The 21,485-nt window shown below is 36.3% G+C and carries 20 protein-coding genes; 10 read left to right on the top strand and 10 right to left on the bottom strand.

What is annotated here, in order from left to right:
• Positions 1-339, top strand: a 339-nt coding sequence (locus ACFSQ0_RS01025) for a T9SS type B sorting domain-containing protein (protein ID WP_379042893.1), incomplete at its 5' end; no start/stop codon positions are given.
• A 774-nt stretch (positions 340-1,113) separates the two neighbouring features.
• Here the strand turns inward: ACFSQ0_RS01025 and ACFSQ0_RS01030 are convergent.
• The 3 genes from ACFSQ0_RS01030 to gcvP form a co-directional block, all read right to left on the bottom strand.
• On the bottom strand, positions 1,114-1,638 hold the full coding sequence (locus tag ACFSQ0_RS01030; RefSeq protein WP_379042896.1) for a methyltransferase: 525 nt from the start codon (positions 1,636-1,638) through the stop codon (positions 1,114-1,116).
• 5 nt (positions 1,639-1,643) lie between these two features.
• Positions 1,644-2,708, bottom strand: a complete 1,065-nt coding sequence (locus tag ACFSQ0_RS01035) for a 3-oxoacyl-ACP synthase III family protein (RefSeq protein WP_379042899.1) — start codon at positions 2,706-2,708, stop codon at positions 1,644-1,646.
• 265 nt (positions 2,709-2,973) lie between these two features.
• Positions 2,974-5,829 carry an aminomethyl-transferring glycine dehydrogenase gene (gene gcvP, locus ACFSQ0_RS01040; protein WP_379042902.1) on the bottom strand — a complete coding sequence of 952 codons (2,856 nt, stop codon included), beginning with the start codon at positions 5,827-5,829 and terminating at the stop codon, positions 2,974-2,976.
• A 144-nt stretch (positions 5,830-5,973) separates the two neighbouring features.
• Here gcvP and ACFSQ0_RS01045 point away from each other — a divergent pair, with 144 nt between their 5' ends.
• Positions 5,974-6,798, top strand: coding sequence for a hypothetical protein (locus tag ACFSQ0_RS01045; RefSeq protein ID WP_379042905.1), 825 nt, complete (start codon positions 5,974-5,976; stop codon positions 6,796-6,798).
• Here ACFSQ0_RS01045 and ACFSQ0_RS01050 read toward each other — a convergent pair.
• Positions 6,752-7,039 (bottom strand): hypothetical protein, encoded by a 288-nt coding sequence (locus ACFSQ0_RS01050; protein ID WP_379042908.1) that lies wholly within the window; start codon positions 7,037-7,039, stop codon positions 6,752-6,754. The two genes, ACFSQ0_RS01045 and ACFSQ0_RS01050, sit on opposite strands and share 47 nt — an antisense overlap.
• Positions 7,039-7,596, bottom strand: a complete 558-nt coding sequence (locus ACFSQ0_RS01055) for a sigma-70 family RNA polymerase sigma factor (protein ID WP_379042911.1) — start codon at positions 7,594-7,596, stop codon at positions 7,039-7,041. Before ACFSQ0_RS01055 ends, ACFSQ0_RS01050 begins: the two co-directional genes overlap by 1 nt.
• A gap of 78 nt (positions 7,597-7,674) precedes the next feature.
• Here ACFSQ0_RS01055 and ACFSQ0_RS01060 point away from each other — a divergent pair, with 78 nt between their 5' ends.
• Both ACFSQ0_RS01060 and hemW read left to right on the top strand, forming a co-directional pair.
• Complete coding sequence (locus ACFSQ0_RS01060) at positions 7,675-8,907, top strand: glycosyltransferase (protein WP_379042915.1); 1,233 nt, start codon at positions 7,675-7,677, stop codon at positions 8,905-8,907.
• Between the two features lie 2 nt (positions 8,908-8,909).
• Positions 8,910-10,034 carry a radical SAM family heme chaperone HemW gene (hemW, locus tag ACFSQ0_RS01065; protein ID WP_379042918.1) on the top strand — a complete coding sequence of 375 codons (1,125 nt, stop codon included), beginning with the start codon at positions 8,910-8,912 and terminating at the stop codon, positions 10,032-10,034.
• Here the strand turns inward: hemW and ACFSQ0_RS01070 are convergent.
• A complete protein-coding gene (locus ACFSQ0_RS01070) occupies positions 10,031-10,501 on the bottom strand; it encodes a GAF domain-containing protein (RefSeq protein WP_379042921.1) in 471 nt (156 codons plus the stop codon). The two genes, hemW and ACFSQ0_RS01070, sit on opposite strands and share 4 nt — an antisense overlap.
• 60 nt (positions 10,502-10,561) lie before the next feature.
• On the opposite strand from ACFSQ0_RS01070, the gene xrtF reads away from it, so the two are divergent.
• Together xrtF and ACFSQ0_RS01080 are read left to right on the top strand one after the other, a co-directional pair.
• Positions 10,562-11,122, top strand: a complete 561-nt coding sequence (gene xrtF / locus ACFSQ0_RS01075; protein ID WP_379042924.1) for an exosortase family protein XrtF — start codon at positions 10,562-10,564, stop codon at positions 11,120-11,122.
• A gap of 1 nt (position 11,123) precedes the next feature.
• Positions 11,124-11,558, top strand: a complete 435-nt coding sequence (locus tag ACFSQ0_RS01080; RefSeq protein WP_379042927.1) for an exosortase F system-associated membrane protein — start codon at positions 11,124-11,126, stop codon at positions 11,556-11,558.
• An 81-nt stretch (positions 11,559-11,639) separates the two neighbouring features.
• Here ACFSQ0_RS01080 and ACFSQ0_RS01085 read toward each other — a convergent pair whose 3' ends face one another.
• Entirely contained in the window at positions 11,640-14,117 is a 2,478-nt protein-coding gene (locus ACFSQ0_RS01085) for a zinc-dependent metalloprotease (protein WP_379042930.1), read from the bottom strand.
• Between the two features lie 134 nt (positions 14,118-14,251).
• Between ACFSQ0_RS01085 and ACFSQ0_RS01090 the strand changes: the two genes are divergently transcribed.
• From ACFSQ0_RS01090 to ACFSQ0_RS01105, 4 genes are all read left to right on the top strand, one after another.
• Complete coding sequence (locus tag ACFSQ0_RS01090) at positions 14,252-14,851, top strand: DUF937 domain-containing protein (protein ID WP_379042933.1); 600 nt, start codon at positions 14,252-14,254, stop codon at positions 14,849-14,851.
• Positions 14,852-15,107: 256 nt separating this feature from the next.
• Positions 15,108-16,787: a T6SS effector amidase Tae4 family protein gene (locus ACFSQ0_RS01095; RefSeq protein WP_379042936.1), complete on the top strand. Its 1,680-nt coding sequence runs from the start codon at positions 15,108-15,110 to the stop codon at positions 16,785-16,787.
• Positions 16,772-17,203 carry a hypothetical protein gene (locus tag ACFSQ0_RS01100; protein WP_379042939.1) on the top strand — a complete coding sequence of 144 codons (432 nt, stop codon included), beginning with the start codon at positions 16,772-16,774 and terminating at the stop codon, positions 17,201-17,203. The genes ACFSQ0_RS01095 and ACFSQ0_RS01100 overlap by 16 nt, the downstream gene beginning before the upstream one ends.
• Positions 17,204-17,480: 277 nt before the next feature.
• The gene (locus ACFSQ0_RS01105; RefSeq protein ID WP_379042942.1) at positions 17,481-17,702 is read left to right on the top strand and encodes a hypothetical protein; all 222 of its coding nucleotides are present in this window, start codon (positions 17,481-17,483) and stop codon (positions 17,700-17,702) included.
• A 416-nt stretch (positions 17,703-18,118) separates the two neighbouring features.
• Here the strand turns inward: ACFSQ0_RS01105 and ACFSQ0_RS01110 are convergent, their stop codons facing one another.
• From ACFSQ0_RS01110 to lysS, 3 genes are all read right to left on the bottom strand, one after another.
• Positions 18,119-18,856 (bottom strand): hypothetical protein, encoded by a 738-nt coding sequence (locus ACFSQ0_RS01110; protein ID WP_379042944.1) that lies wholly within the window; start codon positions 18,854-18,856, stop codon positions 18,119-18,121.
• A gap of 55 nt (positions 18,857-18,911) precedes the next feature.
• The gene (locus ACFSQ0_RS01115) at positions 18,912-19,433 is read right to left on the bottom strand and encodes a hypothetical protein (protein ID WP_379042947.1); all 522 of its coding nucleotides are present in this window, start codon (positions 19,431-19,433) and stop codon (positions 18,912-18,914) included.
• Positions 19,434-19,621: 188 nt separating this feature from the next.
• On the bottom strand, positions 19,622-21,316 hold the full coding sequence (lysS, locus tag ACFSQ0_RS01120; RefSeq protein ID WP_379042950.1) for a lysine--tRNA ligase: 1,695 nt from the start codon (positions 21,314-21,316) through the stop codon (positions 19,622-19,624).
• Positions 21,317-21,485 lie beyond the last annotated feature (169 nt).

Genomic DNA, 21,485 nt, shown 5'->3' on the forward strand with positions numbered 1-21,485 from the left:
GTATACGGAAGAGATAAGAACGGTTGTGGAACAACGGTACGCGAAATCGCATTCATCGATTATCCAAAGTTCTTTACACCAAACGAAGACGGTTACAACGACACTTGGAATATCATCGGTTTAGGAGAAGCCAATATCGGAGCTAAGATCTTTATCTTTGACCGTTACGGTAAGCTATTGAAGCAATTAAGCCCAAGTGGTCCAGGATGGGACGGTACCTTTAACGGTAAGCCAATGCCATCAAATGACTACTGGTTTAGTGTAGAATACAAGCAAATTTTACCAACCGGTGAAGAGCGTATAGATACCTTTAAAGGTCACTTTACCTTGAAGCGGTAAGCTATAATACGCTGCATTAAAATTTATAAGGCTATTCAAACCAATAGCGGGTCAATCTTAAAATATTTGTGCCAATTGAAAATTAATTTGATTTTCGAATAAGCCTTTCATGCGTCATCGATAAGGCATAATCCATAATGAGTTTTCATAGCCCTAAATTTTCTTAATGAACGGTGTAATCAAGGCTTTTTAGCATTGCCAGATGTCTTCCAAGATTTACTTTCAAGTCAAGATGAAGTCGGTTTACTCTAATTCATACGTATATCAAAAGCGTATTGAGTCCACACTGAGTCCACATTGAGTCCACAGTGAGTCCACTAATTAGTGGACTAAAGTAAACTCATAATAGCTTCAATATAGATTTAGAATAGAAACAATTTGGTTTAAACTTTGCTTTGATATAAGGTAAGAATACTAAAGAGCTGAGTCAGCTTTAAGCAAGTAGGATTTAAAGCGTAATAAAATTTGTATACTGTCTAAGGTTTAAAATACAGTACAATATGAACGAGGCATCTACTCGAAATTTAAAAGCTTTTAGGGCTCAATTCAGAGGAGGTAAAAATGTAGCATTCTTCTGGTATAGCTTAACTTCAATTTTTGCCTAAACACAACAATTGTTTTTTATCCTCAATAGTCTTTTAATGACCTTAGCTTATAGCCAGGTAATAAATCGAATAAGGCTGATGTACTATCCTTGATTTTTGACTAATAATTCCAGTAGATTTTCATTTTAAAGCAGCCATAAAAAAATAAAAAACTGCTATTCTACATTATTTATGCTGTTTTTTCTGCATAAACAATATAATAACGGGGCGTCAGCGTTCTTAATAAAGGTCTAATACCAATTTTATTAACGGGGTTGGTCCATTTTTCTCTAGCTTTAATTTGCCATCCTGCTTTCTCAAGAAGCCAATCGAATTGCCAATCTTCAAACTCATGATAATGCCTGTCCCAAGGGTCTGTTTTACTACGGTAGGCAGGAGCAAACCACAATTTTAAAGGTATGCTAGCCACCAATTTATCTGCTTTAATGGCTTTTAATACATTAAAAGGAGCGATTAAGTGCTCAAAAATCTCAAACGCAGTGACAAGCTCTACATCGGCAGTTGCCGCAATCTGATAATCTACATCAAGATCTTCGCCTTGTGTATTTTTCACCTTGTAACCTGCATTTTCCATAATTTCGGAAAAGGGATTTTCAATACCTAAGTCTAAAACGCTTTTTGGTGCTGGGCAATGCTTTTCTAAAAAAGCCAAGGTATGCTTGTAGCGTTTGTTTGGGAAATTTTTTTCGTACACGTTGATTACAATTTATAGACCATAGCGTTGATATTCATTCCGGCACCTACACTGGCAAATAGAACAACATCACCTGTTTTAACTTCTTGATTTTCTAGTTGGTTGTTCTTTACCAAATCAAATAAAGTAGGTAATGTAGCCACCGAACTATTTCCTAGTTCGGCTATGCTCATAGGCATTATATGTGGTGGCATTTCTAAGTTATACAATTTATAGAAGCGCTCGCAAATCGCCTGATCCATTTTTTCGTTGGCTTGGTGCAGAAAAATCTTTTTAAGTTGATTTATTTGAATGCCACTTTTGTCTAGGCAGTTTTTCATAGCTTGAGGAACAAAAGATAAAGCGAAATTGTAAATTTTTCTTCCGTTCATTTTTATGAAACGAATGTCTCTTTCTAATTTCTTATTATAAGAGGCTTCGAAGGTTAAATAATAGGCCTCTTCAAGCGTGTAACTTGCACTTTCATGGGCAATTATTCCATCGTTTTCGGTGTTATTTACCGCTTCGATTATAGTTGCTCCTGCCCCGTCGCTAAAAATCATACTATCTCTATCGTGGCTATCGACCACTCGCGATAAGGTTTCTGCGCCAATAATAAGGCACTTTTTGGCCATTCCTGCCTGAATAAAAGCCTGTGCATGAATAACTCCTTGCAACCAGCCTGGGCAACCAAATACAAGATCGTAGGCTACACAAGCTGGATTTTTTATTTTTAATTGGTGTTTAACTCGGCTAGCCAAACTCGGTACCGCATCACTTTGTTTTTGGTTGTGTTTAACATCCCCAAAGTTTTGGGCTACAATGATGTAATCTAAGCTCTCTGGATCAATCGCTGCATCTTCGATGGCTTTTTGGGCTGCAATAGCTGCTAAGTCAGAGGTATTCAAAGCGGGATCTATATACCGACGCTCCTCAATACCTGTGATTTTTTTAAATTTTCTTATGATCATTTCATTTCCCCCAGATATGGCAGCCCCATCTTCATTAAGAAATTCGTGTTGTAAAAAATCCTTGTTGCTTATTCTTTGATCTGGGATACAACTTCCTACTCCTGTTATTTTGATTGACATAGTTTTGCTTTTTTATAGCTAAATGTTATCCTCTCATTAAGTTAAACTCTAGCGTTATTATCCCTAAATTTTATAGTTCAATTTATTATACGACTAAATTAAGCATATTATTTTTTAGGCGATGAAGATTTGGGGTTATATTGGTAAGTATTGATAAAAAAACCGCAATAAAGCCTAAATGTAAAATAAAGCTTTATTGCGGTTGAATTAAAAAGGGAATTCTAATACCTGTTGGCTTTCTATGAAAGAACGACCAATTACAAGTTTATTCTTCAGAGGTCATATAGGTTTCAATCGGCTCGCAGGTACACATTAAATTTCTATCTCCGTAAGCATCATCAACACGTCTTACCGATGGCCAAAATTTATTTTCTTTGATGTAATCTAACGGATAGGCGGCCTTTTCTCTACTATAGGGTAATTCCCAAGAATCAGCTGTTAGCATACTAAGAGTATGCGGCGCATTTTTTAATACATTGTTTTCATCTTCTTTTTGGCAAGTTTCAATTTCTTCACGAATCGCAATCAATGCATCGCAAAAACGGTCTAGCTCGGCTTTGCTTTCACTTTCGGTAGGCTCTATCATCATAGTTCCGGCCACGGGGAAAGATACCGTAGGCGCGTGAAAACCATAATCTATTAGACGCTTAGCGATATCTACCACTTCAATCCCTTTGGTTTTAAAAGGTCGGCAGTCAATAATCATTTCGTGTGCTGCTCTTCCTCTTTCGCCGGAATATAAGGTTTTAAAATGATCTCCTAATCTGCTTTTAATATAATTTGCGTTTAAAATAGCGTGTTTGGTGCTCGATTTTAAACCCTGGCTACCCAACATATTTATATAGGCATAACTAATTAGACAAACCAATGAAGAGCCCCAAGGTGCAGCCGAAATTGCCGAAATGGCTTTTTCTCCTCCTGTCTTTATAACCGGGTTACCTGGTAAAAAGGGAACAAGTTGCTCTGCAACGCAGATAGGACCAACTCCTGGGCCACCACCACCATGGGGTATGGCAAAGGTTTTATGTAAATTCAGGTGACACACATCTGCGCCAATTTTTCCGGGGTGAGTTAGGCCTACTTGCGCGTTCATATTGGCACCATCCATATAAACTTGGCCTCCATTATCATGAATAATTTGTGTGATTTCGCGAATAGCCGATTCAAAAACTCCGTGTGTAGAGGGGTAGGTTACCATTAAAGCAGCCAAATTATCTTTGTATTTAATTGCTTTTTCACGTAAATCGTCTACATCTATATTACCTTGGTCTGTTGCTTTGGTTACCACTACTTTCATTCCGGCCATAACCGCACTAGCAGGATTGGTTCCGTGTGCAGAAGAAGGTATCAAACAAATATTTCTATGATGGTCTCCTCTTGATTCGTGATAAGCTTTAATTACCATTAAACCGGCATACTCACCTTGAGCTCCCGAGTTGGGTTGTAAAGAGGTCGCTGCAAAACCTGTAATTTCGGTTAATTGGTCTTCTAAACGCTTAAGCATTTCTTGATAACCTTGGGCTTGGCTTACAGGAACAAAAGGATGAATACCACCCCATTGCGGATCGCTTAAAGGCAGCATTTCTGATGCAGCATTGAGTTTCATGGTGCAGGATCCTAAAGAAATCATAGAATGATTAAGGCTCAAATCTTTGCGCTCTAATTTTTTGATGTAGCGCATCATTTCGGTTTCAGAGTGGTAGCGGTTAAACACCTCCTGCTGCATAAAATCTGTATCGCGCTCTACTTCGGTGTCTTGTAATAAATCGATTTGCTTTAACTCGATAGGATTTACCGATTTTTTAGCAACTTGTGCAAAAACGGCCAAAATATTATTGAGATCGGTAATCGAAGTCGTTTCATTTAAGCTGATGCTTACCACATCTTCTGCCGGATAGTAAAAATTGATTTCGCTAGCTTCGGCAATTTCTTGCACTTGCTTGGCATTTGCTTTAACTCTTAAGGTGTCAAAATAGGTTTTATTGAGCTGTTGATAACCTAAATCGCTTAAAGCTTGTGCTAAAGTGGTAGCTTTATAATGAACTTGGTTGGCGATATGTTTTAATCCATTGGGTCCGTGGTAAACGGCATACATTCCTGCCATAACCGCCAATAAAACCTGAGCGGTACATATGTTTGATGTAGCGCGATCTCTTTTAATATGTTGCTCACGGGTTTGTAAAGCCATTCGTAAAGCAACCTTTCCATTTTTATCTTTACTTACGCCAATAATGCGACCAGGAATATTACGTTTATACTCCTCTTTGGTGGCAAAATAAGCGGCGTGAGGGCCTCCGTACCCTAAGGGAATACCAAAGCGTTGTGTGGTACCCACTACAGCATCTACGCCATAATCTCCCGGAGCCTTCAATTTAACCAAGCTAAGTATATCGGCAGCGACAGCAGTTTTTATTTCTAGAGCTTTGCATTTCTCGATAAACTCTTGGTAGTCAAAAATCTCACCACTCTTACCGGGGTATTGCAAAAGCGCTCCAAAATAGGCGCTGTCAAAATCGAATTCGCGGTGATCGCCCACCACCAATTCAATACCTAAAGGCTTTGAGCGGGTTTCAAGTAGCGATAAAGTTTGTGGTAGCACCTCTTCAGCAACAAAAAACTTATTGGCTTTTGCCTTTTTCTTCGCCTTAGCGCGAACGGCAAAAAGCAACGCCATAGCCTCGGCAGCTGCAGTAGCTTCATCAAGTAGAGAAGCGTTGGCCAGTTCCATTCCGGTAAGCTCAGTAATCATGGTTTGAAAATTGATCAAAGCTTCTAATCGGCCTTGAGCAATTTCGGCTTGATATGGCGTGTAAGCGGTATACCAACCTGGATTTTCTAAAATATTACGTTGAATAACGGCAGGCAAATTAGTGTTGTGATAACCTAAACCTATATAGGTCTTAAAAACTTGATTTTTGTTTGCTAATTTGGTAATATGTTCTGCATATTCCTGTTCGCTCATTCCTTCACCAACTTCAATTTCTTTTTCTAATTTGATGTCATCTGGTAAAGTTTCATAAATTAATTGATCAAGACTATCTACACCGATGGTTGTAAGCATCTCATCAATATTACTAGGTCTAGGACCAATGTGTCTTAAAGCAAAAGAGTTTGTATTCATGCCTTTAAAATATAAGTTGTGTTTGTGGTTTGCAAAATTACGTTTTTTCGTTAGATTTAAATAGTTTATCGGGGTAATTATGCTTAAAAATTATGCTTATTTTTTTGTGTTTAAACCGATTTAAAAATAGTTACTTTTGCACCTATGCAGTTTCTTAAAAATGCTTTGGCGCTATACATTCGTGCGAGCCTTCACGTTGGCTTAGCCGTTAGCGCTTTAAGTCATTTATTTTCTCAACATTTTCAACAGACCGCTGCACCTAATTTTTATTTGTTTGTATTTTTTGCGACTGTGGTAAGCTATAATTTTGCTAAATTCTCAGCGTTCCAACACCTTAAAAGCCTTGGCTTTCATCTCACCAAAAAAAGTGTATTGTTGGTTCAATTTGTAGCGGTAATTGGTTTGGTAATCACTTGTCTGAAGCTAACAATGCCTCAAATTTTGTTTGCGGGTATACTGGGGCTTTTTACGTTATTGTATGCTATTCCACTGGGCGCTAACAAACAGAATTGGCGCAATAGCGCTTACTTAAAGATTTTTATAATTGCTGGGGTCTGGGCCTGCACAGTGGTAGTACTGCCACTTATTCCAATTATAAATATGGAGCTAACGCGCCTGATGGCATACACCGCACTTGTTTTTGTTTTTACGCTAGCGAGTACCTTGGTTTTTGAAATAAGAGATTTAAATAGAGATGATGTGCATTTAAAAACCATACCCCAGCTCTATGGTGTAATGAATACCAAAATTTTGGGTGTCTTTTTGTATCTTTTTGTAATACTAGGTATAGGCTTTTTAAATGAATTTAAAGCTATGTTTTGGTATGCTTCATTTTTAACTAGTGTAATGGGTATTTTATTTTTAGCTTTCGCGGATATAAAACAACCAAAACATTATGCCGATTTATGGGTGGAGTCTTTGCCTATTTTTTGGTGGTTGCTCTACCAGTTGGGGCAATGGTATTATTAGCTTGTAATTTACTTTTTAAGTAATCGAGATCTTTTGCGCTTAGTTTTTGATGCGGTAACTGCTGCATTAATCGCGTAAGTTTAGCACTACGTTTGGCATACTTTTTACAAGCTTTACAAAGTAGCAAATGCCCGTAAACCCGTAGTCTTTTTCTCCAACTTATAGGCTGGTATTGCATTTTATCGTAATAAATTGCCAAGCGTTCACAAATACTGGTCTGTTTGTCTTTATGTTGTTTCATTACAGCCATTGTTTTTCGAGGCATTCAGCCATTTTTTGGCGCGCCCGATGAATCATTACCCAAAGATTAGACGAAGAAAGCCCCATTTCATTACAAATTTCATCGGTAGATTTGTGCTCAATACTTTTCATAATAAATACTTGAGCATGTTTATCGGGTAGTTTATTCAGACAATTGAATATGGCCTCACGTAATTCTAGATTAACCATATGTTCTTCTGCATTAAGACCAGGTTCTCTGGCGAGGCGATCTTCTATATAATTGTTGTTTTCTCCAATAGACGAATTTTTAAAATCGACTCCTGCTTTTTGCTTTTTTGTGCTGGCCTTTCGGTAATAATCTATAATTTTACGCTTTAATATGGCCGTTAGCCAAGTGCGTTCGCTAGCTTGGCCTTTAAAGCTTTTTTTTGCTTTAAGACCGGCCAAAAAGGTTTCCGAAACTAGGTCTTTGGTAATTTCTTTATTGTTTAGGCGAACAAAGGCATAGTTAAAAAGAAAATCGGCATAGCGCTCTACCCACTTATTTGGGTTAAGTTTGTTTTCTTTGGGGCTCATTTTTTAAATGAATTTGCTAAGCTTAAAATTACGAATAAAAGTCGAGCTGTTTTTTTAATACTAGATAATATTAACATTATGAAGCATTTGCTTGTTATAGGATATTTATGGCCCGAGCCCAAATCGAGTGCTGCGGGGAGTAGAATGATGCAATTGTTGGAATTGTTCTTAGATAAAAATTGGAAAATCACCTATGCTAGCGCCGCTAAAAATAGCCAGTATGCAGTTACTCTAGAGAACTTGGGAGTAGAAAAAGTTAGCATACAGCCAAACGATGAATCGGTAAATACATGGTTAGCACAACTTGATCCAGATGCGGTACTTTTTGACCGATTTATGATGGAAGAGCAATACGGCTGGCGCGTTGCAGAAAATTGTCCCAATGCTTTACGGATTTTAGATACAGAAGATTTACACTTCTTTAGAAAAGCACGATCTTTAGCCTTGAAAGCAAAAAGAGATTTAAGCAAAGCAGATCTGTTTTCTGATGAGGCCAAAAGAGAAATAGCCAGTATCTTGCGATGCGATTTGAGTTTGATTATCTCTGAAGCCGAAATGGACTTATTGCTTAAAACCTTTAAGATAGATGAGAATTTGTTGTTTTATCTGCCTTTTCTGCTCGAGGAAATTCCACTGGAACAACAAGAAAATCTACCAGAATTTAGTCAGCGAAAAGACTTTTTATTTATAGGCAACTTTTTACACGAACCCAATTGGGATGCTGTCCGTTTTTTAAAAGAATCGGTTTGGCCAAAAATCAGAAAAGACTTACCCGGCGTTAAACTGCATATTTATGGCGCTTATGCTAAGAAAAAAGTGAAACAATTGCACAACGAGCCTGAAGGTTTCTTGGTACACGGTAGAGCAGATGACGCACTAGAAGTAATGCAATCGGCTCGACTATTATTGGCACCACTGCGTTTTGGAGCAGGTTTAAAAGGTAAATTTGTAGAAGCTATGACGGTAGGAACACCAAGTATTACCACCATGATAGGGGCGGAGGGTATAGGCGGATCGCTACCGTGGAGTGGCGAGATAGCCAATACAGCCGATGAATTGGCTCAAGCTGCCATACAATTGTATACCCGAGAAAAACGCTGGCTTACTGCTCGAAAAAATGGATTTGCTATCATAAAGAATCGTTTTCAAAAAAATGAGTTTGAACCCATTTTCATGCAGCAGGTAGAACATTTGCTCAAGCGGTTACCCGCTCATCGAGAAAGAAACTTTATGGGGAGTTTATTGCAACATCATACGCTACAAAGTACCAAATATATGGCGCGGTGGATTGAAGAGAAAAACAAAAAATAAGCATGGCCGGTATCTATTTACACATCCCGTTTTGTAAGCAAGCTTGTCATTATTGTGACTTTCATTTCTCTACCGTTTTAAAGCGTCAACCTCAAATGGTGGAAGCCTTAAAAAAGGAATTAATTCTGCGTAAAGCAGAACTGAATCAAAAAGTGAAAACGATTTACTTTGGAGGAGGAACGCCTAGCCTTTTAAGCATCACGCAATTAAACGAACTACTAAGCTGTATTAAAAATAATTATCCGGTAGATGAAAAAGCCGAAATCACCTTAGAGGCAAATCCAGATGATTTAAGTAGGGAAAAGTTAGAGGCACTATCTAAAACAGGTATAAACAGACTGAGCATAGGAGTGCAATCTTTTTTTGAATCGGATTTACAATTGATGAATCGCGCACATAATGCGCAAGAAGCCCAACAAGCAATTGTTTGGGCAAAAGATTATTTTGAGAACCTTTCACTCGATTTAATCTATGGTATTCCAAAAATGAGTCTGCAGCGTTGGGAAGAAAATATAGACCGAGCCTTATTGCTTGATATCCCGCATATATCGAGTTACGCGCTTACCGTTGAACCCAAGACTGCATTAGAGAATTTTATTAAAACAGGTAAAATACCCCCTGTAGATGATACTTTGGCTAAAGCTCATTTTGAATTGCTGCTAAGCAAATTAAAAGCCCAAGGTTTTGTGAATTATGAGTTTTCTAATTTTGGTAAACCTGGCTTTTTCTCCCAGAATAATATGGGCTATTGGTTGGGTAAACCTTATTTAGGTATTGGTCCTGGTGCCCACAGCTATGGCAACGGGCAGCGTTCTTGGAATCTTGCGCACAACATAAAATATATACGCGCCTTACTTCAAGATACAAGGCCGTTTGAATATGAAGAGCTTACAAGTAAAGATGCTTATAATGAGTTTGTTATGACGCGTTTACGAACAATGTGGGGCATTCCTTTAAAAGAGGTGCAGCAGCGTTTTGGTAGTCTATTTTCTCAATATTTGCAAGCACAGGCCAGTGAACATTTGGCGGCAAGCCGTTTGATTCTCCGTGACGAACACTTGATCATTGGCTCAACCGCTAAATTTTTAACCGATGGCATTGCTGCCGATCTGTTTTGGGTAGATTAGGCTTTATTACGCATTAAAATATCCGCTACAGCGGCATTAATTTTCTCAAGAAAACGTTCATCTGCTTCGTTAAAAGCATTGGCAGTATTAGAGTCTATGTCTATTTGTCCTATGTTTTCGCCGTTTACAAATAGCGGAATCACCACTTCACTCTTTACGTTGATATTGCAAGAGATATAATTATCTTGTGCCTGCACATCGGGTACTACAAAATTTTGGTTAGACTCTGCTACTTGTCCGCAAATACCCTTTCCAAAAGGTATGATGGTGTGCTCGGTTGGTTCACCGGCATAGGCGCTTAACTTAAGCTCGGGCTTTTCTCCATTTTTAAAGTAAAATCCTACCCAGTCATAGTGGGCTACCTTTTCTTGTAATAACTGGCAAACCAACTCCATACGTTGGTCTATTATTAATTCTTCTTTATTTAAAATAGAAAGCGCTTCTTGTTCTAACAGTTTGAAATCCATAACTTTTTTTGGCAAAAGTATATTTTTCTGATCAAGGTTATAAGTTAAAAAATCTTAAATTTGAATAGAATTTTTGCTATGATCAAAATACTTAAAAAGAACAAGGCCGTATTAAAATTTCTTGGTCTTTTTGGCGGTAGCTACCTGCTTTTAAGCTATGGCTACAATCAATACTTGAATTTAGATTTTTCAGAGAAATATTATCCCGATTGGGTGACGCATTGGGTTACCAAGCAAAGTCTAAGTCTTACTCAGTTTTTAGGTTATGATGCACATGCCGTGCCGCATCCTTACGAAGCCAGTATGAAGTATTTTGTAGAAGGCGAATATTTAGCGCGTATTGTTGAGGGGTGCAATGCTGTGGCGGTAATCATTCTTTTTATTGCATTTGTAATTGCCTTTCATGCGCAGTGGCTAAAGACAATAGCTTTTATTCTCTTAGGATTGGTGTTTATTTACCTGCTCAACGTTTTGCGGATTTCATTGTTGTGTATTGGTATGTATGAATACCCTGAATACCAGCGCGTTTTACACGATATTGTTTTTCCCGGTTTTATATACGGGGTGGTATTTGTACTTTGGTTATTATGGATGCGCATAGGGGTCGAAAAAAAGAAGTAAGATGCATATTATTAAATATTTAGGGGTTGCTCTTTTGATACTTGCCTTGGTTGCTGTACGTTTTTTTGAAAATGAATTATTTGCCGATCCATTGATCGATTTCTTTAAAGGGAATTTTTTGCAAAAACCACGGGCTAATTATGAACTAGGGGAGGTACTATATCCTACACTAATGCGGTATTTACTCAATAGTTTATTAAGTATAGGGGTGTTGGTTTTGCTTTTTAAACGCCGAGCGGTAAGGTTGTTTGCTATAGTATTTTATGTTTTTGCGCTATTTCCGTTAATCGGACTGTTTATTTATTATTATGCAAATTTAGGTCCCGACACCTATATGAGCTTTTTTTATATACGGCGATTCTTAATTCAACCTTTGTTTTTACTTTTATTAGTGCCCGCCTTCTATTACCAACAAAAGCACACCAAGATAAATTAATCTATAGCTTTACGGATTTTATATATAAAAAAACCGACGCCTAGGCATCGGTTTTTTTGTAATTAATAAGATGAGATTGTTTTAATCATTTGGATTTAAAATGGCATCTATTCGTTCTACTAGATCTTGTAAGTGATATCTGCTCATACGATCTGAGGTACGTGAGATGGCGCGTTGCGCTTGTCGATTTAAATTATTTAATTCGGCGCGTACCACTGGTCTAATATCACTTTGAGCCACATTAATACCACTCTGATTAATCCAACTTCTTAATCTTGAAGGTATCTTGTTCTGTTTTTCGGTCATCAAGTATTGCATACGGTCAACATAAGCACGCTGTAGGTTTCGACGATATACATCAATGGTTTTACCCTGTGCCAATTCGCTAAAAATCCCCGCTCTCAACTCGGTCATCATATCCAAAAGACCATAAGCATTTTCGTTTATGTTCTCATTTTCGATTAACCTAGCCATTCTTCCAAAATCAAGTAGATTATTTAGGGTACGTACTTGGTAAGCTCTAATTCTTTCTACACTACCGTCATATTCTATTTTGTTGAATATTTCTTTATCAAGCATCCAATCTGGAGTGGTAAATAAATGCTGCTGTAAGAAGGCCATTGCTCGTTTTTGTTTTTCTTTATCGACGTGCGTATAAACAGCACCTTCTTGGTCGTAAGTTTTATAGTGCTCGTAAATACCACCAATATTTGCAGTAACGTGCCCCATATATCGATTAAATTGTCCTAACACTTGCTTATAAAGTTCGCCTAAATCTTCATAGTTTTTACCGTCTTCTGCAGTCCATTCAATCAAATTAGGAACAATACGCTTTAGGTTTTTAATTCCGTATTCAGAGGCGAGCATACTGTCATGTCCTAGATCTTCGGTTTGCGAACTCGGATCGATAACACTACCTCCTTGTTGTTTTCCAAAACGGTACATAGGGTCTCCGGCATGTTTTAAAATCCAGCTATCTAAAATAGGCTTTTCTTCTTCGGCTGTTTTATCTAAGATGGGTCTATAGCCCCAGTTGATGCTGTACTTGTCATAAACACCAATATTAGGCATTAAAGCTACATCGCCATCGCCAGGTTGAGCGATATAATTAAAACGAGCATAATCCATAATCGAAGGAGCGGTGCCGTATTTTTTTGTAAACTCTGGATCACGCAAATCTTCTACGTTATAGGCAACACTGCTTCCCATATTATGAGGTAAGCCTAAGGTGTGTCCTACCTCGTGCGATGATACAAAGCGAATGAGTCTTCCCATTACCTCGTCTTTAAATTCAACTCCTCTTGCATCTTCGTTGATGGCAGCTGTTTGCACGAAGAACCAGTTTCTTAATAAAGTCATTACATTATGGTACCAGTTGATGTCTGATTCTAAAATTTCTCCCGATCTAGGATCAGATACGTGCGGACCGTTGGCATTAGGAATAGGAGAAGCCAAATACCTTACTACAGAATAACGAACATCTTCTGGGCTCCAGTCTGGATCTTCTTCTTTGCTTGGCGCTTCTTTAGCGATTATGGCATTTTTAAATCCAGCCGCTTCAAAGGCAACTTGCCAATCTTCAACACCTTGTTTAATGTAAGGAATCCATTTTTTGGGCGTAGCTCGATCTATATAATAAACAATCTGCTTTTTAGGTTCAACCAGCTCACCGGCAAGAAACTTTTCTCTGTCTTCTTCTTTAACTTCTAATCGCCAACGATCTAAATATTTTACGCTTTTACTTTTTTGCGCCTCTAGACCATAATCGGTTTGGCTTCTTGCAAACCAACCTACTCGCTCATCAAAGTATCTTCTTTTCATGGGTTCTTTAGGTAATAGAACCATAGAGTTACTCATTTTTACAGAGATAGAACCTGTTGAAAAATTGGAAGGAGGGTTACCCGCTTTGTAAGTTTTTACATGACGTATCTCAATATTTTGAGGATAAGATCTAATGGTGTCTATATACGACCTGTTTTTATCTAGACCTCCTATTTTGTATGATTTTCTCCTAGCTTGAGGAAAACCTAAGGCTGCTACATCTTTCTCGAATAAATCTGTTGCATCAATAACCGTAGACTTACTTAAAGAATCTTTTTTAAAGGCCTTAATAGGGAAGGCATATAGGATGGGTTCAAAATTTGAGTTGACAACAGCCTCGTGAACCGGTAAGCTATCGGCTGCGACCACATTGTGCGATACTACTCTAAGTAAAACACGGTCGCCCTTTTTTTGCCAACGCAATACTTTGGTGTTTTGTTTACCACCACCAAAGCCAATTCCGCTAGCGGTTTTTGCTATTCTGGTAACCATTAACATCTCGCGATTCAATAAAGAATCGGGTATTTCAAACATATATTTTTTATCAAGGTAATGTACCTTGAACAGTCCTTCGTCTGTTTTAGCTTTTTTGGTGATTACTTGTTCATAAGGTTTTATATCCCCTTTGGTTACTGCGTTTTTCTTGGCGGGTTCGGTTGGTTTTTTTTGAAAAACCCCACAGCTTCCCAAAGATAAGCACAATCCGACCAAGGCCAGTTTGGTTAATGATCTACTCATTTTTATTAATTTAAAATGTTTCTATTAAAAAGACTGCGAAATATAACAAAGGTTTAATTGCGAACGCGATAAATTGGTAGCTTTCTTTAATTTGTTTGAAAAAAGTAGTACCTTTCCTAATAAAAATTAAAAGTATGTCTTCTATATTAGATTTATTAAAGACCACAGCAGGACAAGAATTGATTGCTGGGGCGAGTGAAGAAACGGGGGTTTCTAAAGAAAAAACAGGCAGTGTTTTGTCTATGGCTTTGCCTGCCATTCTAGGTGCTATGAAAGGGGATTCTAGCGGTTCACAAGAGGGTTTAGAAAAGGCCTTGAATTCTAGCGAGCATAACGGGTCTATATTGAATAATTTAGGCGGTTTGTTGAGCGGAGATAAAAGCGAATTGTTGAATAAAGGAGGAAGTATTTTAGGTCATGTGCTAGGCGGTAGTCAACAAAATGCGCTTACCCAAAATATTTCTAAAATGACTGGAGTAGACTCCAGTTCTATTGCTAAAATAATAAAGATGGCCATGCCAGTAGTAATGGGCTTTTTAGGAAAACAAAAACAAGAGGGAGGTGCTAATCTTTCTTCGCTTTTAGGCTCGGCTATGGGTACTAGTGGAAAGCAAGACGGCTCTATGCTAAACGCATTGCTTGATGCCGATGGCGATGGTAGCGTTATGGATGATGTTGCGGGAAAATTATTTGGTGGAGATAAAAAAGGAGGAGGTCTAGGCGGACTGTTCTAACCGAATCAAAATTTAATTAAAAAAAGGAATCTCGCTTGCATGTGAGATTCCTTTTTTTAATGTTTTTTACTAAATGTGTAAAGGAATAAATACTATAATCATTAACTTTTGTTTTGTTTTTTGTGATAAAGTAGCAAATAAATTGTTTATATTCGAAAAGTATTAACATAAAACACCTTATAATGAAAAAAGTATTTTCAGATTTTTGCTATCTCGCTATCTCGCTATCTCGCTATCTCGCTATCTCGCTCTGATTTTGGTCGCTTTACTATATTCTTGTACGCTAGATGATTTAGAAGACAAGCCGATAACCTCAAATACAAGTAAAAAGAAAGCTCAGCTAACAAATCTTACTTACGAAGATTTAAAAAACGAAAGCGCTGTTATTAATATAGTGAACCAAATACAACAATATAACAACGGGGTTGCACGTGGTGTTTTTGATGAAACTTTCCAAATGACATTAGATACCAATAAAATTGTGAAAATAGAGAGCGAATTGCGTCACTCTTATACTTTTAAAATTCTCGAAGATTCGCTAGACACTAATATAACTAGAAATTTAGTTTTAGATTATATTAGTCAGGAGTACGGTTATTTTGCGTATATTTTTGAGTATAACCTTACGGCAAATGAAATGGAATCGGTACAAAGGGGTGAGTTTGTGGATTTGCAAAACCACTTAAACTTATATACCTATGACACAGATTTTTCCAATAATGTGGTAAATGGTTTAGAGTTCTGTACAAATGTAGTCTATATAGCAGAACGGGCATGTACAAAGGGAGGACATTCCTATTCTATGGGCAATGCGGGAGATTGTCCTTTACCAGAAAAAGATCAGCCTCAACCAGCCACTTTTGTAATTCAAGTTTCAATTTGTGATAATGGTGGTGGCGGAGGCACGGTTTCTTCGCCTTCGATGCCAGGAACTTGGAATCCTAGTAGTGGAGGAGGTGGAACTGGTTATGGTAGTGTTACTACATATCCTGGAAATTCAACAAATCCAGGTAGCCCAAATAACAATCCTAATCCAGACCGCGAACCTATAGATATTTTTTTAGACGGGATAGAAACTATGCCAATATTAAATTTAGCTAGTATAGAAGGTCGCTTTTACAACAATCTTCCTGCCTCTCTTCAATACTTTTGGGACTATGATTTAAGTGTTCACCAAAAGAATCAAATTCTCGATTTCTTAGAAAACAATAAAGAACCAGGACAACTTTATCCCACTCAAGAAGCCGAAGCTTTTGCGGAGGAGGTGTTGGAGATTTTCGCCGAGAATGCAGACATTGATTGGAGCCATATCGAAAATTGGTTTTTGGGAGAAAACCCCGGATCTGATTCTTCAGAAATTATCGATCCAGAAAATATAACCTATGATGCTCCTTTAACACAGCAAAATTTACCTTCGATGACCGATTTTGTAAATAATTTTCCTAAAGAGGGAAGTCCTGGAAATTATACTGAGATGTCTACTCCAGATGTTTATGAATTGGTAGGAGGCTCTTTATGGATAAGCCATCAAAATGATGTAAATAATAATTATCAAAATGCCTGTGCTATCAGAGGTTCAAGGGGGCTATTATATTCAGGAATAGACATTCCTGTTTTACATTATGACACTCAACGCACTCAAAAAGGAGGCGACCAAAAAAATTATATTTTAGATGCAGTTTCATTTGATAAATTTATGAGAGATAAATTTGGAGCACCAACATATGAATTAACGCCCCCTGACTGTAATGATTTAGAAAAAGTGACGGATTTTCTGGAAGGAAAAAATGGAATTTATGTAATTGTTAATTCTAGTCATGGGCAAGCTGGTTATTCAGGTCATGTTGATGCTATTATTGATGGAAAATGTATTAGTAATGCTTATGCAACACCCAATGGTGGGGTTAAATCTATAGCTATATGGGAACTAAATTAAATCCTTTGATTTTATTTTTACTTTTGATTTCTTGTAAAACTGAAAAAGTAACCAATGATACAGTGGGTAGCACAGAAAAGGAATATGTGATTGCTTTTAAAAAAAGTGTTCTTATGGGATGCCTAAATGAAATCACAAATAATGAATTTGGCAAATCTTTATACAATGAATATAATGATATTGGTCTTTATACCGAAGTCGCTATTATCTCTCACGGAAATGTAGATTATGCAAGCTCGTTGGGTAGCAAATATTATGAAAAACTTGAACCTGTTAACTATCCTGATGTTACTGGTAAAAAACAGGGTTATAGCAAATGTATAAACTATGCATTTTATAACGAAGAAATTGATTCTATAGCTAAAGCAAAATATAGGAAATTAAAAAATGCTAATATGGGATATGAGTATGATTAATATAGTTATAAACCTTTGGTAGTATTTTTTTCTAAAATGAAAAAATGGAATCTATGTAATTGTTAATTCAACTCACGGGCAAGCTGGTTATTTAGGTCTTGTTGATGCTATTATTGCTGGAGAGTGTATTAGTAATGCTTATGCAACACCTAATGGCGGTGTTAAATCCTTAGCGATATGGGGAATAAATTGACTTTTTTTATTGTTTATTCGGGTGTTTATTCTTTTTGGGATGTAAATCTAAAAGAGATTCAATTTATCAATAAAAAAAGATTTTATGTTTGCCTATAAAGTAAGCGTATTTTATGGTTGTTTAAATGGAGCTACAAATAATAATTTTTCAAAATTTTCAAAAAATAATAATGATTTAGGATTAGCACCGATGGTGGCTATCATTTACCATGCAGAAACGAAAGAAGCAACTGAATTTGGAGAAAAATACTCAAAGGGAATAAAACCTAGCACTTATAGTGATTATCAAGGAAAACCCCCGATTTAAAACTTATAGACACCACTTGGATCAAGAACCACCAAGACAAAATCATATATCCAGAACTTTTTGAGCGGTTTGATGTTATAGAGCTCTATAATATTTTAGTCTATAAAACCATATATTTAATAGAAGAAGAGAATTTTTTTGGTGATCAAGTATACGCAAGAGAGGTAAGAATGTATTCTAATTATAGTCTGCCAGAATAATGAAAAAGTGAAGCTAAGAATTTTATAAATTAAAGTAATAAAGTAAAAATCTGTTTAGATACTACTTAGTAGGGAGGTATATAGGTTAAAGCATTTTAATATTAAATAACTTATTATTGCTTCATCTGGTACAAAAAGAAAAGGAATCATTCGGTTTTGAATGATTCCTTTTGCTATTCATTTTAAATTTTTAAAAGAATTAAAAATTTTCTAGTTTTATTTAAATAAATTTAGAGAGTCAATTTTCTTATAACCATTTTGCTGAAAACCTCCTTTTATAAAATTAAAATGACCACGTCCATACACTAAAGCTATTTTTTTTAGCTTAGACTCATATACGCGTTTTTCGATGGTATCATTTCTGGTATACATAATGATTTCATCTGCACGAACTTCAGGTACAGTTTCACACTTGTATTTCTCTAAATAATCGGTTTCCCAGTCGCATTGAGTTAATTGAATATTTCCATATTTTGCTTCATAAATATCAATTAACTCATCCATAGGTATATCTACAATCATGTCTTGAGGTTGCATTCCTAAATTTTCTCGATTTTGTGATATATAATTATTATTTCTTATTGCTCTTGGTAGAGATTTATTTTTCTGATCTTTGTAATCACTCATATAAATTCCTAAAATTTTTCGCGTTTTTCGTGTCAACGTATCCATTTCCTGAGCAGTGAAAGCTGTAGAGTCCTTTAACGCTATACTTTCAAAAAATACTGTATAGCCTTGTTTGCGAAGCTTTTCTAATTTATACTTTACGTCAGCATAAAATTCGGGATGATTAATATGTACCATCGGGAATAGTACCAAAGTTTTATTTTCATTTTGATTAAAAAACACTTCAGTCTTAACCTCTTTGGACGTTAATAAACCAATAAGAAGTCGGTTACAAGAGCAAATAAAAATAACGGTAAATATTAATAAAAAAAACTTTAGATATTTCATCACAATTTATCTTAAAGAAATTACCACAGCTTAGTGGTGATTTCTATAATTTATATTAAAAAGGCACACCAGCATCCAACACTCTTATTGCTGTATCCACCCAACAATTTGCTTTACAAGTGCCTCTTCCATTTATTTTATTGCCATATTCATCTGTGTATTTATCCTTGCAGTCCTCAATACATTTTGCGTGAGGTGATAAATCCTCGTTAGGATTTTCTGGATCACTATGAGTTGATTCGATAACTTCAAGCTCAAGTTCAGCCTTACTTAAACCTGTTATATTAAGTATATTTTCTGAAACTTCAAAAAAATGTAGGTCGTCATCTTCTTCCGATATTCCTATTGTGAAAAGGATACTAATTTCTTCATCTAGAGATTCAATATAATATGGTCTTTCGATTTCGTAAATACTAATCTCAGATTGAGATTGATTCTCATAATTATTCTTTTGCATAAAAACTTCAGAATTCTGCACCTTTTTACTATTACTTTCAACTATTGTGGGTTCATTTGAACAAGATAAAAGGACTAGTAGTAATAGTGAAATTTGTAGATAATTTGTAATATTTTTCATAATTAATAATTAAAGAATTAAACATTAATCTGATCAGATATTTCAAAATTATCATATATATATATAAAGTTAAAAGTGTGTTAATTTAAGAGGGTTTATAATTAATGTGTCAGCTGGTACAAAAAGAAAAGGAATCATTCGGTTTTGAATGATTCCTTTTGCTATTCATTTTAAATTTTTAAAAGAATTTATTCTTCGAGCGCCACAAACAAACCATCATCAGTTTTGTTGACTGTGGCAAGATTATGTTTGCGTAAACCTTTGATGGCTTTGTCCCATTTTTTATTACTTAAGCCAGAAGACGCTTTAATACTTTCTAAGGCTTGCGGAGAATCTTTTTTTAGTAATTCTAAAACTGTTTTTTCCTCTTCCGTTAAATCCACCTTTTTACGTTCAGGTTTCATTTGAGGGAAAAACAATACTTCTTGTATAGATGGATTATTGGTTAAAAACATCATTAATCTATCCATCCCAATACCTAGGCCAGAAGTAGGGGGCATACCATATTCTAATGCACGTAAGAAATCTTCATCTATAAAGCCTGTAGCCTCATCGTCTCCTTTCTCAGACAAACGCAATTGTTCTTCAAATCGCTCTCGTTGATCAATTGGGTCATTCAACTCAGAATAGGCATTGGCAATCTCTTTACCGCAAACCATTAATTCAAATCGCTCGGTAAGTTCAGGATTATCCCGGTGTTCTTTGGTAAGCGGACTCATATCTTTAGGGTAATCGGTTATGAAGGTAGGTTGAATATAATTGCCTTCGCATTTTTCACCAAAAATTTCGTCAATAAGCTTTCCTTTACCCATGGTTTCATCTACCTCAATTCCCATATCTAAAGCTGCTTGGCGGAGTTCTTCTTCAGATTTTCCTGTAATATCATAGCCGGTAAACTCTTTAATTGCATCGGTCATAGTAACCCGCTTATACGGAGCTTTAAAATCTACTTCGTGTTGTCCAAAAGTAGCTTTGGTTGTACCATTAACAGCGAGGGCACAATGCTCTATTAATTTCTCGGTAAAATCCATCATCCAATTGTAGTCTTTGTAAGCCACATAAATTTCCATTGCGGTAAATTCTGGATTATGGGTTCTATCCATCCCTTCATTTCTAAAATTTTTAGAAAATTCGTAAACCCCATCAAAACCACCAACGATAAGTCGTTTTAGATACAATTCATTAGCAATTCTTAAATATAAAGGTATGTCTAAAGCGTTGTGATGCGTTACAAAAGGTCTAGCAGCGGCACCTCCCGGTATAGACTGTAATATAGGCGTTTCTACTTCAAAATATCCTCGCTCATTAAAAAACTCACGCATGGCATTAAACAACTTGGTGCGTTTGATAAAGATATTTTTAACTTTAGGGTTAACCGCTAAATCGGCATAACGCTGGCGATAGCGTAATTCTGGATCATTAAATTTATCATACTCATTACCCTCTTTGTCTGCCTTGGGCAAAGGTAAAGGTTTAAGCGCCTTGCTCAATAAGGTAAAGTTTTTAACCAATACGGTTTTTTCGCCCACTTGTGTGTTAAAAAGCTCACCTTCGATTCCTATAAAATCTCCTATATCTAATAGTTTTTTATAAACTTCATTGTATAATGTTTTATCCTCACCGCTACAAATTTCATCTCGATTAAAATATACTTGTATGCGGCCTTCGCTATCTTGTAGTTCTGCAAAAGAAGCTTTACCTTGTATACGTCTAGACATCAGTCTACCAGCAATACTTACCTGTTTCCCTTCTTTAAACTGATCTTTTATGCTAGCCGATGTATGACTAACGTGATAAGATTCGGCCGGGTAAGGATTTATACCCATCTTTTTAAGAGAAGCAAGTTTTTCTCTTCTTACAAGTTCCTGTTCAGATAATTGCATAACTATATTTTATTATTAAAGGCGCAAAGATACTTACAAACTTTATAGCAATCAAAAATCTCGATTTATTTCGTTAGCCTATGTTTATAAAACCTTAAGCTAAGCTTAAAATTCATTCCTCTTTTAAAGAGGAATTGTATCTTTATCCTCATTTTAAGACCTACACACA

This window comes from Mesonia sediminis, assembly GCF_042684705.1.
Lineage (GTDB): Bacteria > Bacteroidota > Bacteroidia > Flavobacteriales > Flavobacteriaceae > Mesonia > Mesonia sediminis.

Bases quoted from the DNA above. Each gene is read 5' to 3' on its own strand.
- ACFSQ0_RS01035 (WP_379042899.1), bottom strand. From the start codon at position 2,708: ATGTCAATCAAAATAACAGGAGTAGGAAGTTGTATCCCAGATCAAAGA.
- ACFSQ0_RS01050 (WP_379042908.1), bottom strand. From the start codon at position 7,039: ATGAAACAACATAAAGACAAACAGACCAGTATTTGTGAACGCTTGGCA.
- ACFSQ0_RS01105 (WP_379042942.1), top strand. From the start codon at position 17,481: ATGTTTGCCTATAAAGTAAGCGTATTTTATGGTTGTTTAAATGGAGCT.
- ACFSQ0_RS01070 (WP_379042921.1), bottom strand. From the start codon at position 10,501: ATGGATTTCAAACTGTTAGAACAAGAAGCGCTTTCTATTTTAAATAAA.
- ACFSQ0_RS01090 (WP_379042933.1), top strand. From the start codon at position 14,252: ATGTCTTCTATATTAGATTTATTAAAGACCACAGCAGGACAAGAATTG.
- ACFSQ0_RS01055 (WP_379042911.1), bottom strand. From the start codon at position 7,596: ATGAGCCCCAAAGAAAACAAACTTAACCCAAATAAGTGGGTAGAGCGC.
- gcvP (WP_379042902.1), bottom strand. From the start codon at position 5,829: ATGAATACAAACTCTTTTGCTTTAAGACACATTGGTCCTAGACCTAGT.
- ACFSQ0_RS01110 (WP_379042944.1), bottom strand. From the start codon at position 18,856: ATGAAATATCTAAAGTTTTTTTTATTAATATTTACCGTTATTTTTATT.
- lysS (WP_379042950.1), bottom strand. From the start codon at position 21,316: ATGCAATTATCTGAACAGGAACTTGTAAGAAGAGAAAAACTTGCTTCT.
- hemW (WP_379042918.1), top strand. From the start codon at position 8,910: ATGGCCGGTATCTATTTACACATCCCGTTTTGTAAGCAAGCTTGTCAT.
- ACFSQ0_RS01085 (WP_379042930.1), bottom strand. From the start codon at position 14,117: ATGAGTAGATCATTAACCAAACTGGCCTTGGTCGGATTGTGCTTATCT.
- ACFSQ0_RS01045 (WP_379042905.1), top strand. From the start codon at position 5,974: ATGCAGTTTCTTAAAAATGCTTTGGCGCTATACATTCGTGCGAGCCTT.
- ACFSQ0_RS01060 (WP_379042915.1), top strand. From the start codon at position 7,675: ATGAAGCATTTGCTTGTTATAGGATATTTATGGCCCGAGCCCAAATCG.
- ACFSQ0_RS01115 (WP_379042947.1), bottom strand. From the start codon at position 19,433: ATGAAAAATATTACAAATTATCTACAAATTTCACTATTACTACTAGTC.
- ACFSQ0_RS01080 (WP_379042927.1), top strand. From the start codon at position 11,124: ATGCATATTATTAAATATTTAGGGGTTGCTCTTTTGATACTTGCCTTG.
- ACFSQ0_RS01100 (WP_379042939.1), top strand. From the start codon at position 16,772: ATGGGAACTAAATTAAATCCTTTGATTTTATTTTTACTTTTGATTTCT.